Annotated in this window: 7 protein-coding genes; 6 read left to right on the top strand and 1 reads right to left on the bottom strand. The window is 71.3% G+C overall.

Features of this window, described 5'->3' with window-relative positions; all coding sequences use genetic code 11:
- The 3 genes from ACXAHD_RS19075 to ACXAHD_RS19085 all read left to right on the top strand — a co-directional run.
- On the top strand, positions 1-1517 hold a 1517-nt coding region (locus tag ACXAHD_RS19075), incomplete at its 5' end, for an alkaline phosphatase D family protein (RefSeq protein ID WP_475052173.1).
- A 327-nt stretch (positions 1518-1844) separates the two neighbouring features.
- The gene (ileS, locus tag ACXAHD_RS19080) at positions 1845-4991 is read left to right on the top strand and encodes an isoleucine--tRNA ligase (protein ID WP_289213389.1); all 3147 of its coding nucleotides are present in this window, start codon (positions 1845-1847) and stop codon (positions 4989-4991) included.
- Positions 4992-5065: 74 nt separating this feature from the next.
- The gene (locus tag ACXAHD_RS19085) at positions 5066-5791 is read left to right on the top strand and encodes a lysophospholipid acyltransferase family protein (protein ID WP_281551029.1); all 726 of its coding nucleotides are present in this window, start codon (positions 5066-5068) and stop codon (positions 5789-5791) included.
- A 12-nt stretch (positions 5792-5803) separates the two neighbouring features.
- On the opposite strand, the gene ACXAHD_RS19090 is transcribed toward ACXAHD_RS19085, so the two are convergent.
- On the bottom strand, positions 5804-6931 hold the full coding sequence (locus tag ACXAHD_RS19090) for a hypothetical protein (RefSeq protein ID WP_475052176.1): 1128 nt from the start codon (positions 6929-6931) through the stop codon (positions 5804-5806).
- A gap of 118 nt (positions 6932-7049) precedes the next feature.
- Here ACXAHD_RS19090 and ACXAHD_RS19095 point away from each other — a divergent pair, with 118 nt between their 5' ends.
- The 3 genes from ACXAHD_RS19095 (at position 7050) to ACXAHD_RS19105 (ending at position 13269) form a co-directional block, all read left to right on the top strand.
- Positions 7050-9047 (top strand): TIGR03960 family B12-binding radical SAM protein, encoded by a 1998-nt coding sequence (locus ACXAHD_RS19095; protein WP_289213386.1) that lies wholly within the window; start codon positions 7050-7052, stop codon positions 9045-9047.
- Positions 9048-9193: 146 nt separating this feature from the next.
- Positions 9194-9949 carry a TIGR03936 family radical SAM-associated protein gene (locus tag ACXAHD_RS19100; protein WP_475052194.1) on the top strand — a complete coding sequence of 252 codons (756 nt, stop codon included), beginning with the start codon at positions 9194-9196 and terminating at the stop codon, positions 9947-9949.
- A 143-nt stretch (positions 9950-10092) separates the two neighbouring features.
- On the top strand, positions 10093-13269 hold the full coding sequence (locus tag ACXAHD_RS19105) for an Rne/Rng family ribonuclease (protein ID WP_475052179.1): 3177 nt from the start codon (positions 10093-10095) through the stop codon (positions 13267-13269).
- Positions 13270-13384 lie beyond the last annotated feature (115 nt).

Here is a 13384-nt window from a genome sequence, read left to right on the forward strand (position 1 = left end):
GGCCTGCGGCGCCGGCCTGGCACCCCACCGGCCGGCCGGTGCTCACCCACGGCGTCCAGAGCGGCGTGGCCGGCCCCGGCGAGGCCGTCGTCTGGACCCGCGCGGACCGGGTCGGCCGGCTGATCGTCGAAGTCGGCCGCCGGCCGGACCTGCGCGACGCCCGGCGGGTACGCGGCCCGGTGCTCGACAGCCGCGGCGACTACACCGGCAAGGTACGGCTGCGTGGCCTGCCCGCCGGCGAGCGGCTGCACTACCGGGTGCGGGTGGAGAGTCTGCACCGTCCCAGCCTGGTCAGCGAACCGTTGACCGGTTCGCTGAGCACCGCACCCCGCGCCGGTGGTCACCACGGACACCACCGGGGCCGGCCGGTCGGCGGCACCCGGGGTCGGGTCGACGACGTGCGGTTCGTCTGGACCGGGGACATCGCCGGCCAGGGCTGGGGGATCAGCGAGGACTTCGGCGGGATGCGGATCTTCGAGGCGATGCGGCGTGGCCGGCCGGACTTCTTCCTGTGCAGCGGCGACACGGTGTACGCCGACAACCCGCTCGCTGAGACGGTGACCCTGCCGGACGGGCGGGTGTGGCGCAACCTGGTGACCCCGGAGAAGTCCAAGGTCGCCGAGACGCTCACCGAGTTCCGTGGCCAGTTCGCCTACAACCTGCTCGACGCGCAGCTGCGGTCGTTCGCCGCCGAGGTGCCGCAACTCAACCAGTGGGACGACCATGAGGTGACCAACAACTGGTACCCGGGCGAGATCCTCACCGACCCGCGTTACACCGAGACCCGGGTCGACGTGCTGGCCGCCCGGTCCCGGCAGGCGTTCCACGAGTGGCTGCCGACCCCGGACGACGGACCGCTGTACCGGGTGGTCCGCTACGGGCCGCTGCTGGACGTGTTCGTCCTCGACATGCGCACCTACAAGGACCCCAACGACGGCAACACCTACGCCGACCCGCATCGGGGCCTGCTCGGCACCCAGCAACGGCAGTGGCTGATCCGCGAGCTCACCCGGTCGACGGCCACCTGGAAGGTGATCGCCAACAACCTGCCGCTCGGCCTGATCGTGCCGGACGGTGGCGCAGCCCAGGAAGGCATCGCCCAGGGCGACGGCGGCGCGCCGGCCGGGCGGGAGCTGGAGTTCGCCGAGATTCTCGGCGCGGCGCACCGGGCCGGTGTCACCGGTATCGTCTTCCTCACCGCTGACGTGCACTACACCGCCGCCCATCACTACGATCCGGCACGGGCAGCGGTGGCCGACTTCACCCCGTTCTGGGAGTTCGTCTCCGGCCCGGCGCACGCCGGGGCGTTCGGCCCGAACACCCTCGACGGTACGTTCGGCCCGGAGGCGGTGTTCGTCAACGCCCCACCGCGGGCCAACACCTCACCGGCCGATGGTTTCCAGCACTACGGCGAGGTGTTCGTCGACGGCGAATCCCGGGCGTTCACCGTGCACCTGCGCGACCGGGACGGCCGTTCGCTCTGGTCGGCCACCCTGCCGGCCTCGTCCGCCCGCTGAAACCGGAAGTGGCAGGCGGACGGAAACCAGCTCGACGGGTGGGATACGCTCAAAACTGAAGGCAACCCAAAGGCGACGACCCGGCCATCACCGGTGAGCCTCCGGAAGAACCGGCTACCACTGCCCGGCAGCGGCGGCCCCAGTAGAACCGGACGGGTCCGGCCCGTCACAGCCGGCCGATGAGCGGGCGGTCGCGCACCTCGGCGACCGCCAAGCGAGGTGGTACCGCGGCCCACCGTGGCGACGTCCGGCAGCAGTCGGCGACCCGCGACGGGTTCGTCCTCGCAGACCACGAGACAGTGAGCTGCGCGAGGAGAGGGCACCACCATGGCGTACCCGATGACCGACCCCGCCACCGGCGTGCCGGCCAGTCCGGACCTGCCCCAGGTGGAGCGCCGTGTCCTGGACTACTGGACGGCGGACAAGACCTTCGAAGCCAGCGTCGACCAGCGTGACCCGGGTCCGGACGGCGCCAACGAGTACGTCTTCTACGACGGCCCGCCGTTCGCCAACGGCCTGCCGCACTACGGCCACCTCTTCACCGGCTACGTCAAGGACGTGGTGCCGCGCTACCAGACGATGCGCGGCCGGCGGGTCGAGCGCCGCTTCGGCTGGGACTGCCACGGGCTGCCCGCCGAGGTCGAGGCCGAACGCCAGCTCGGCATCTCCACGAAGGCGGAAATCGTCGAGCTGGGCATGGAGCGCTTCAACGACGTCTGCCGCAGCTCGGTGCTGACCTACACGCAGGACTGGGAGCGTTACGTCACCCGGCAGGCCCGCTGGGTCGACTTCGTCAACGACTACAAGACGCTCGACCTGGACTACATGGAGAGCGTCATGTGGGCCTTCAAGGCCCTGTATGACAAGGGGCTGGTCTACGAGGGCTTCCGGGTGTTGGCCTACTGCTGGCGCTGTGAGACGCCGCTGAGCAACACCGAGACCCGGATGGACGACGTCTACCGCGACCGGCAGGACCCGACCGTCACCGTCTGGTTCGAGCTGGCGCCGGCGCAGCCCGGTGGCGAGCCGGAACGGATCGGGGTGTGGACCACCACGCCGTGGACGCTGCCGTCGAACCTGGCCCTCGCCGTCGGCCCGGACATCGAGTACGCGGTGCTGCAGCGCGACGGGCAGCGGTACCTGCTGGGGGCGGCACGGGTCGAGGCGTACGCCAAGGAACTGGACGGGTTCGAGCGGGTCGGCACGGTCCGCGGCGCCGACCTGGTCGGACGCCGCTACACCCCGCTGTTCGACTACCTGGTCGACCGGGCCGGCCCGAACGCCTACCAGGTCCTCGGCGCCGACTTCGTCACCACCGAGGACGGCACCGGGGTGGTGCACATGGCCCCGGCGTTCGGTGAGGACGACCAGAACACCTGCAACGCCGCCGGCATCCCGACGATCGTCACCGTCGACGACCACACCCGGTTCACCGCCCTGGTCCCGCCGTACGCGGGGGAGCAGGTCTTCGACACCAACAAGCCGATCATCCGTGAGCTGCGCGACCGGGGCCTGCTGCTGCGCCACGACACCTACACCCACTCGTACCCGCACTGCTGGCGCTGTGACACGCCGTTGGTCTACAAGGCGGTGTCGTCGTGGTTCGTGGCCGTGTCCACCTTCCGGGACCGGATGGTGGAGCTGAACCAGCAGATCTCCTGGACGCCGGCGCACGTAAAGGACGGCTCGTTCGGCAAGTGGCTGGCCGGAGCGCGGGACTGGTCGATCAGCCGGAACCGGTTCTGGGGCTCACCGATCCCGGTGTGGCGCTCGGACGACCCGGCCTATCCGCGGGTCGATGTGTACGGCTCGCTCGACGAGCTGGAGCGTGACTTCGGCGTACGCCCGGCCGACCTGCACCGGCCCGGCATCGACGAGCTGACCCGGCCCAACCCGGACGACCCGACCGGACGGTCCACGATGCGCCGGGTGCCGGAGGTGCTCGACTGCTGGTTCGAGTCCGGGTCGATGCCGTTCGCCCAGGTGCACTACCCGTTCGAGAACCGTGAGTGGTTCGAGCACCACTACCCGGGCGACTTCATCGTCGAGTACATCGGGCAGACCCGTGGCTGGTTCTACACCATGCACGTGCTGGCCACCGCGTTGTTCGACCGGCCGGCCTTCCGCAACTGCGTCAGCCACGGCATCCTGCTCGGCGCCGACGGGCGCAAGATGAGCAAGAGCCTGCGCAACTACCCGGACGTGTACGAGGTGTTCGACACCTACGGCTCGGACGCGATGCGCTGGATGCTGATAGCCTCGCCGGTGCTGCGCGGCGGCGACATGGCGGTGGTGGAGAGCGGCGTCCGCGACGCCGTCCGGCAGGTGCTGCTGCCGCTGTGGAACGTCTGGTACTTCTTCGCGTTGTACGCCAACGCGGAGGGCTACACCGCGACCCGGCGTACCGACAGCACCCACCTGCTCGACCGGTACGTGCTGGCCAAGACCGGTGAACTGGTCGACGAGGCCACCCGGCAGATGGACGGCTACGACATCTCCGGTGCCTGCGCCAGCGTGCGTACCTACCTCGACGCGTTGACCAACTGGTACGTCCGCCGGTCCCGGGACCGGTTCTGGTCCGGCGACACCGACGCGTTCGACACCCTGTACACCGTGCTGGAGACGCTCACCCGGGTGGTGGCGCCGTTGGCACCGTTGACCAGCGAGGAGATCTGGCGCGGGCTGACCGGTGAACGGTCGGTGCACCTGACCGACTGGCCGGCCGCCGGCGAGTTCCCCGCCGACCACGACCTGGTCGCGTCGATGGACGCGGTCCGCGAGGTCTGCTCGGCCGGGCTGTCGCTGCGCAAGGCCCGTAATCTGCGGGTCCGGCTGCCGTTGCCGGCGCTGACCGTGGCCAGCGCCGCCGCGCCACAACTGCGGCCGTTCGCCGACCTGGTCGCCGACGAGGTCAATGTCAAGTCGGTGGAGTTCACCGACGCCGTCGCCGACCACTGCCAGCAGGTGCTGACCGTGGTGCCCCGGGTGCTCGGCCCCCGGGTCGGCGGCCAGGTACAGGCGGTGATCCGGGCGGTGAAGTCCGGCGACTGGGCGCTGGGCGACGACGGCGCGCCGGTCGCCGCCGGGGTCCGGCTGGCCGACGGGGAGTACGAGTTGAAGCTGGTCGCCGCCGACCCGGAGCATTCCGCACCGTTGCCGGCCGGGCAGGGGGTGGTGGTGCTGGACACCACCGTCACGCCGGAGCTGGCCGCCGAAGGGCTGGCCCGGGACCTGGTCCGGGTGATCCAGCAGGCCCGGCGGGAGGCCGACCTGCGGATCACCGACCGGGTTCGGGTCACTGTGGTCGCCGGGGCCGAGGTGGCGGCGGCGGTACGGGCGTACCAGGACTTCGTCGCCGGTGAGGTGCTCGCCGACGAGGTGACGGTCGACCCGTCCGGGGCCGGCCCGGCGGGGGGATTCGCCGGTGAGGTGGGCGACGGTGAGCCGGTGTCGGTGCGGGTGCAGCGGGTCTGACCGGTCCGGGCGGGATCCCGTCCGCTACCGTGTCTGTCCGACCCACCCATGCCTGTCCCGTCGCCGGAGGATCCGTGCCGCCGCTGTATTCGATCGGCAAAGTCACTGTCGGACCAGCGTTGTTGCTGGGCTGGCGACCCAAGGTGGAAGGGCGGGAGAACATCCCCACCACCGGCGGGGTGATCCTGGCCGCGAACCACCTGTCCGTCGCCGACGAGTACTTCCTCGGCGCGGTGCTGCCCCGGCACGTGGCGTTCTGGGCCAAGGCCGAGTACTTCGACGGCACCGGATTCCGTGGGCTGCTGACCAAAGGCCTGGTGACCGGGCTCGGCGCGATCCGGGTGGAACGCGGCGGCGGGCGGGCGGCGCTGAGCGCCTTCGACGGCGCGATCCCGCTGCTGCGGGCCGGCCGGCAGGTGGCCGTCTTCCCGGAGGGCACCCGTTCGCCGGACGGGCGGCTGTACCGGGGCCGGACCGGGGTGGCCCGGCTGGCGCTGGCCGCCGGGGTGCCGGTCGTCCCGGTCGGGTTCGTCGGCACCGCGCAGATCCAGCCGATCGGGTCGCTCTGGCCGAAGCTGAGCCGGGGCACGGTCACGGTCCGGTTCGGCAAGCCGCTCGACTTCACCGGGCGCGGCGATGACCGCTCCGAGATGCGTCGGATCACCGACGAGGTGATGAGCGAGATTCAGCAGCTCACCGGCCAGGAGTACGTGCCCCGGTACGCGCCACCGCGTACCGCCGGTGGGGCGAGGACCAGCGACGGCCAGCCGGGCAACGGTAACGGCGACGCCGCCGGCTGAGCCACTCCCGGGTCACTCCCGGCTGATCGCCTGGGCGCGTAGTTGCCCGGTCAACGTCGCGCTCTCCTCGACCGACCGGCGGGTGAACAGCGCGGTGCCGAGGCTGCCGTGGTCGGCCCAGGCGCAGACCACCACGTCGTCGCCGTCGGAGACGCCGGTTCCGCAGCTCAGGTGGGTGCCCCGGGTGCCGGTCTCGAACGTCTCGACGGTATCCATCTGGTACGCGTCGCTGATCCGGCCGACCTCGCTGTCCAGGTCGCTGCCCGGCGTCATCCGAAAACCGGTGATGCCGTAGAGCACCACGAGCTTGCCGTTGCCGTCCCGGTACACACCGGCGAAGGTGTCCTCGGCAAGCAGATGGGCGGTGCGCATCTCACCTTCCAACCGGGCGGCGGTCTCCTGGCTGGAGCCGTCGTCGCTGAGTCGCAGGTCGGCGACCTGCCCGGGGAGCGCGGCGTTCGCCGGGTACTGGTCCCACAGCGGCTTGCCGTAGTAGGCCGGACAGCCGCAGCAACAGGCGACGGTGAGCAGGGTGAACAGCGTCGTCTTCCATGGCCAGCGCCGTCGTCGGCGTTGTTGTCGGCGCTGCCGACGGGCCGCTTTTCCGGTCGGCGCCGGTGGCCCGGTGACCGGTGGCCCGGTGACCGGTGGCCCGGTGACCGGTGGCCCGGTGACCGGTGGTCGGGTCACCGGGAGCCGGCTCGGGTTCGGCGGGTGCGGACCGGCGACCGGTGGTGGCGTGTCCGGGGGCGAGGTGGGCGCGGGTGGGGCCACCGGCGGGGGGAAGGCCGCCGGTTCCGGCGTCGGCGGGTTGGCACCGGGCCATTCGTCGGGCGGGTCGGTCGGTTGACCCGCTGGCCAGGGGTCGGCGGCGGCCCACGGGTCGACCGGGGTGCGGGTCGCTGGATCGTCTTCGGCGTACCCGTCGGGTGGTAGCTGCAGGGTCGGGTCACGGGGTGGTGGCTGATCCGTCCGGGGGGCGTCCCGCTGCCACCAGCGCTGGCGCGGCCGCGGTGGCGGCACCGCTGCCGAGCCCCGCCACGGGGCCGGTGACGTGGCGGGTGACGTGGCCGGGTCGGACCCGCCCGCCCCGGCTGGCTGGTCCGTGGTCGGACCTTCATCCGGTTGCGGCTGCCGCATCGCAGATGCATCTCCTCTCGGACCCGTTCGAGGTTAGTACCGTGCGGCTAGCCCGGCCGCCCCGCCCGCGTACTGTGGGTGGTTGACCCGGTGTCCGGTGCGGTTTGGAGGAGGTTTGATGGTTGTCCCGGCAGGCGCTGCCCCGACGGCGACCGTGGGTGGCCCGACGGCCAGGTCGGTCTGGTCCCGGTTGGAGCCGTTGCTGCCCCAGGTCAGCAAGCCGATCCAGTACGTCGGCGGCGAGCTCGGCGCGGTGGCCAAGGACTGGGAGGCCGCAGCCGTGCGCTGGGCGCTGATGTATCCGGACGCCTACGAGGTCGGCCTGCCGAACCAGGGCGTGCAGATCCTGTACGAGGTGCTCAACGAGCAGCCCGACGTGCTGGCCGAACGGACCTACGCGGTCTGGCCGGACCTGGAACGGCTGATGCGGGCGCACGGCGTGCCGCAGTTCACCGTTGACGCGCACCGGCCGGTCGGCGACTTCGACGTGTTCGGTGTCTCGTTCGCCACCGAGCTGGGCTACACGAACCTGCTGACCGCGATCGACCTGGCCGGGATCCCGTTGTCCGCCGCTGACCGGGACGACTCACACCCGGTGGTGCTGGCCGGTGGGCATGCCGCGTTCAACCCGGAGCCGATCGCCGATTTCATCGACGCGGCGGTGCTCGGCGACGGCGAGGAAGCCGTGCTGGAGATCACCGGCATCGTCCGGCGGTGGAAGGCCGAAGGGTCGCCGGGTGGGCGCGACGAGCTGCTGCTGCGGCTGGCCCGTACGGAGAGCATCTACGTACCGCGCTTCTACGACGTGGACTACCTGCCGGACGGCCGGATCCAGCGGGTGGTGCCGAACCGGGCTGACGTGCCGTTCCGGGTGCACAAGCGCACCACCATGGACCTGGACGCTTGGCCGTACCCGAAGAAGCCGATCGTCCCGCTGGCCGAGACGGTCCACGAACGCTACGCGGTAGAGATTTTCCGCGGCTGTACGCGCGGTTGCCGGTTCTGCCAGGCGGGCATGATCACGCGTCCGGTGCGGGAGCGGTCCATCACCACGGTCGGGCAGATGGTCGCCGACGGCCTGGAGTACTCCGGCTTCCACGAGGTCGGTCTGTTGTCGCTGTCCTCGGCCGACCACTCGGAGATCGGCGACATGTGCTCCGGCCTGGCCGAGCAGTACGCCGGCACGAACGTGTCGCTGTCGCTGCCGTCCACCCGGGTTGACGCGTTCAACATCGAGCTGGCGCAGGAGCTGTCCCGCAACGGTCGGCGTACCGGGCTGACGTTCGCCCCGGAGGGCGGCTCGGAGCGGATCCGCCGGGTGATCAACAAGATGGTTTCGGAGGAGGACCTGATCCGGACCGTGGTGACCGCGTACACCAACGGCTGGCGTCAGGTGAAGCTCTACTTCATGTGCGGGCTGCCCACCGAGACCGACGACGACGTGCTGCAGATCGCCCGGCTCGCCCACGAGGTGATCAAGGCGGGTCGGGCGGCGACCGGTTCCAAGGACATCCGGTGCACCGTCTCGATCGGCGGGTTCGTGCCCAAGCCGCACACCCCGTTCCAGTGGGCGTCGATGCAGCACCCGGAGGTGATCGACAACCGGCTGCGGCTGCTCAAGCAGGCCATCAACGCGGACCGGTCGCTCGGTCGGGCGATCGGCTACCGTTACCACGACGGCGAGCCGTCGCTGATCGAAGGGCTGCTGTCGCGCGGTGACCGGCGGGTCGGCGCGGTGATCCGCCGGGTCTGGGAGTCCGGCGGCCGGTTCGACGGCTGGAGCGAGCACTTTTCGTACCAGCGGTGGGTCGACGCGGCCGCCGACACGCTGCCGGCGTACGGGGTCGATCTGGACTGGTACACGGTTCGCGAACGGGACACCACCGAGGTGTTGCCCTGGGACCACCTGGACTCCGGGCTGGACAAGGACTGGCTCTGGCAGGACTGGCAGGACGCGTTGGGCGAGTATGAGCAGGATGACTGCCGGTGGACGCCCTGTTTCGACTGCGGTGTCTGTCCGTCAATGGATACTGAGATCCAGATCGGTCCGACCGGGCAGAAACTGCTGCCGCTGACGCCGGTCAACACCGGCCTGCGGACCCCGGCGGCGGGCTGACTGGCGCGCCGCACCCATCCGGGTGAGGATGACGACGTTCCCTACCCCTTCCGAGGAGCATCACGATCAGCAGGAAGCCACAACCGGCAGGCGGCCAGGCGCCGGTCGTGCAACGGATCCGGATCCGGTACGCCAAGCGCGGCCCGCTGCGGTTCACCTCGCACCGCGACTTCGCCCGGGCGTTCGAACGGGCACTGCGCCGCGGCGGTGTCCCGGTCGCCTTCTCTCAGGGATTCACCCCGCACCCCAAGATCTCCTACGCGAGCGCGGCCCCGACCGGCGTCGCCAGTGAGGCCGAGTATCTGGAGATCGGTCTGCAGCAGCAGGTCGACCCCGACCGGCTGCGGGTGGCGCTCGACGCTGCGCTGTCGCCCGGCCTCGACGTACTGGAGGCGGTTGAGGCGGCCGGCGGTAGCCTGGCCGACCGGATCGACGCGTCGCGATGGCGGATCGAGCTGCCCGAGGTCGATCCGGAGTCGGCCGGCCGGGCGGTGGCGACGTTCACCGCCGCAGAGGAGGTGCTGGTGGAGCGGTTGACCAAGCAGGGCCGGCGGACCTTCGACGCCCGTGCCGCAGTGGTGCGGATCGTGGTCGCCGACCGGTCCGACAACACCGACGGACCGGGTGCCGGTCCGGGCAGCGGCCTACCTTCCGAGGTCAGCTCGGTGCCGTGTGCGATACTCGACCTAGTCGTCCGGCAGGTCACCCCGTCGGTACGACCCGATGACGTCCTCTCCGGCCTGCGCGTCATGGCCGACCTGGAGCCGCCGGTGCCGCCCCGAGTGACCCGGCTAGCTCAGGGAACACTGACCGCGCAGGGGGAGATCGTCGATCCGTTGGAGGCGGATCGAGCTGGGCAGCCATCGGTGAACGCCAGCCGTGTTCCGGCCGGCGCTCAGTAAGCCAGACTTCGGCGGTCTGCCTCCGGGTCTCTCGCCCCACCGGGCCGGAAGCTCAGCGGCGCGTCCGCCGGATCACTTTTTGCGGCAACCCTGCGTGGCAGCGCTCACCCGCGCCCGGGGCGGCCAGAACTGGAGAACGTCCAATGCTCGAAAACGAGCCAGAGGGCGGGGACCGGACCGGTACCGAACCGGCCGGCGCTCCCGCTGATGTGACCCGATCCACAACCGCCCGCACGACGCGGCGGCGGACCAGCAAGGCCGCGGCGGGGGTCGCCGGCGGCGACGCGGCCACGACCGGTGGTTCGGCTGGTCCGGCACCAGCCACCGGCGAACCGGCTGCGGTGTCCCGGACCCGCCGTCGCCGTTCGACGGCAGCGGACAAGGCCGGTACGGATACCACCGGTACTGATACCGCTGACGCGGGTGGCCCGGACGACACCGCCGGCCCGTCGGCCGACTCCACTGCTGAGCCGGCGATCAAGAAGACCACTCGGACCCGGCGGAAGAAGGCGGCCGAGCCGGCAGTCGTGGTGCCGGTCGAGGAGAGCGAACCCGCCCCGGGAGCAGCCGCTGCCCAACTGGCCACATCGTCGCCGGTCGGTCCTGCGACGCCGGCCACCGAGACACCACCGGCCGCCGAGCCGGTGCCGACCCGAGCAGCCGGCCGGTCGGCGAAGTCCGAGTCGGCGGCGATGCCCGGCCCGGCCGCCGCCGACTCCGACGCGGAGCCGGGTGCCGCCGTGGGCCAGGCCGGCCCGGCGACCGACGACGCCGCTGCGGTGTCTGGCGTCGCGCCGTCGTCCCGACGCCGCAGAGCGGCAGCCGGACCACCTGTCGTGCTGTTCATGGCACCCGATCCGCAGAGTCCGCCGGTCGCCACCGACGCTGGTCAGCCGGCGGCAGTGGAGCCCGCTGTCCAGACCATCGACGGTGCCGAGGCGGCCGGCGACGACGAGCCGGTGCGGCGGCGTCGGCGGGGCCGGCGTAGCGCCGACAGCGAGCCGGCGGCCGAGCCGGTCACCGAGGCCGCAGAGGCACCGCAGGAGCAGCCCGCTGAGGTGACCACCGACGCCGACACGGACGACGATGACGACGACACGCCGGCCGGCCGGCGTCGTCGGCGCCGTGGGCGCCGGGGCCGGGGCCGGGGCAAGGGCGGCGCGGAGGAGGGCGACGCCGACACCGGCGACGAGACCGAGGCGTCCGATGACGGTGGGTCGGCCGACGACGCCGATGGCGATGGCGATGGCGACTCCATGACCCGTCGGCGGCGTCGCCGCCGACGCCGTGGCTCCGGCGACGCGGAGTCCGGGGCCGAGGACGGCGTGCCGACCGTCGTCAAGATTCGTGAACCACGCAAAACCGTCGACGAGGTGCAGGGCGTCACCGGGTCGACCCGGTTGGAAGCGAAGCGGCAGCGCCGTCGGGACGGCCGAGAGCAGCGGCGGACCCGTCCGCCGATCCTCAGCGAGTCGGAGTTTCTGGCCCGGCGGGAGGCCGTCGACCGGGACATGGTGGTGCGTCAGCGCGGTGACCGGACCCAGATCGCCGTGCTGGAGGACGGCGTCCTGGTCGAGCACTACGTCACCCGGGCCTCGTCGGGCACCATGGCTGGCAACGTCTACCTCGGCAAGGTGCAGAACGTGCTGCCGAGCATGGAGGCAGCCTTCGTCGACGTGGGTCGTGGCCGCAACGCGGTGCTGTACGCCGGTGAGGTCAACTGGGACGCCACCGGCCTGGAAGGTCGGTCCCGGTCCATCGAGCAGGCGCTGCGTTCCGGTGACTCGGTGCTCGTGCAGGTCACCAAGGATCCGATCGGGCACAAGGGCGCTCGGCTCACCAGTCACGTTGCGCTCTCCGGCCGGCATCTGGTGTACGTACCGAACGGGAACGCCTCCGGGATCAGCCGCAAACTGCCGGACACCGAGCGCAAGAGGCTACGGGACATCCTCAAGAAGTTGGTGCCCGACGGTGCCGGTGTGATCGTGCGGACCGCAGCTGAGGGTGCCAGCGAGGACGAGCTGTCCCGCGACGTCAAACGACTGCAGGCACAGTGGGAGGACATCCAGGCCAAGGCGGGTTCCGGTGGCGCGCCGACGCTGCTCTACGAGGAGCCGGACCTGGTCATCCGGGTCGTTCGGGACCTGTTCAACGAAGACTTCCGCGAACTGGTCGTTCAGGGCGACACCGCGTACGAGATGGTGGAGTCCTACCTCGCCCACGTCTCGCCGGACCTGCTGGCCCGGCTGCGCCGGCACGCCGCGGTGGCGGACGTGTTCGCCGAGCGGCGCATCGACGAGCAGATCCTCAAGGGCCTGGACCGCAAGGTGTTCCTGCCCTCCGGTGGTCACCTGGTGATCGACCGGACCGAGGCGATGACCGTCATCGACGTGAACACCGGCAAGTACACCGGCGCCGGCGGAAACCTGGAGGAGACGGTCACCCGCAACAACCTGGAGGCCGCCGAGGAGATCGTCCGCCAGCTGCGGCTGCGCGACATCGGCGGCATCGTGGTGATCGACTTCATCGACATGGTGCTGGAGTCGAACCGGGAGCTGGTGCTGCGCCGGCTGACCGAGTGCCTGGGTCGGGACCGCACCAAGCACCAGGTCACCGAGATCACGTCGCTGGGTCTGGTGCAGATGACCCGTAAGCGGATCGGTGCCGGGCTGCTGGAGGCGTTCAGCGAAACCTGTGACTGCTGCAAGGGCCGCGGGCTGATCATCCACACCGAGCCGGTGCCGGAGAAGCCGCGATCGTCGGGCGGTACCGGGGCCGGGGACCGGGCGAAGACGGTCGCCGCAGCTCCGGCCAGCGGTGGTGGTACGAGCGTTACGGGTGGTGCGGCAACCGGTGGCAGCCGCCGCCGGGGTCGCAAGGCCAACCAACCGGCGGACGAGGCATCCCCGGCGCCTGACGTCACCGATACCCCTGACGTCACCTCTGCACCTGACGTGACGGCTGTGACCGGGGCGGACCAGCCGGATGAGCCGGCAGACGTGGTCGCCGGTGTCGCCGAGGCCGAGGCTGCCCCGACTACCACCGGCGTGATCAGAGTTCCCGTCGCGGCGGCGCAACCGCTGGTCGATCCGACCGCGGAGGACGAGGACGAGACCATGGGCTACGACCTGTCCCGCTACGAGGTGGATCCGGTGGTCGAGACCGGCAACGGCGCGGCACCGGTCCGCTTGGCCGGGGCGGACGATCCCGATCTCGCCGATGACGACGATGACCGGGACGCGTCCGCAGGCGATCACGCCGCCGGCGGTCGGCGACGGGTCCGCCGCAGCAGCGGCACCCGCCGCCGGACTCGTCCCTGACCGGGGTCGATTTGAGGGTAGCCACCGGCATGCCGTACGCTTGCCGGTGGCGCACCCGGTGCGCCAGGTTCCCGCGTGCCCGTGACTGCTCAGTCGCAGACCGCCGCGTCCGTTC

Source organism: Micromonospora sp. ABR4_055 (assembly GCF_056160425.1).

Bases quoted from the DNA above. Each gene is read 5' to 3' on its own strand.
- ACXAHD_RS19090 (WP_475052176.1), bottom strand. From the start codon at position 6,931: ATGCGGCAGCCGCAACCGGATGAAGGTCCGACCACGGACCAGCCAGCC.
- ileS (WP_289213389.1), top strand. From the start codon at position 1,845: ATGGCGTACCCGATGACCGACCCCGCCACCGGCGTGCCGGCCAGTCCG.
- ACXAHD_RS19105 (WP_475052179.1), top strand. From the start codon at position 10,093: ATGCTCGAAAACGAGCCAGAGGGCGGGGACCGGACCGGTACCGAACCG.
- ACXAHD_RS19095 (WP_289213386.1), top strand. From the start codon at position 7,050: ATGGTTGTCCCGGCAGGCGCTGCCCCGACGGCGACCGTGGGTGGCCCG.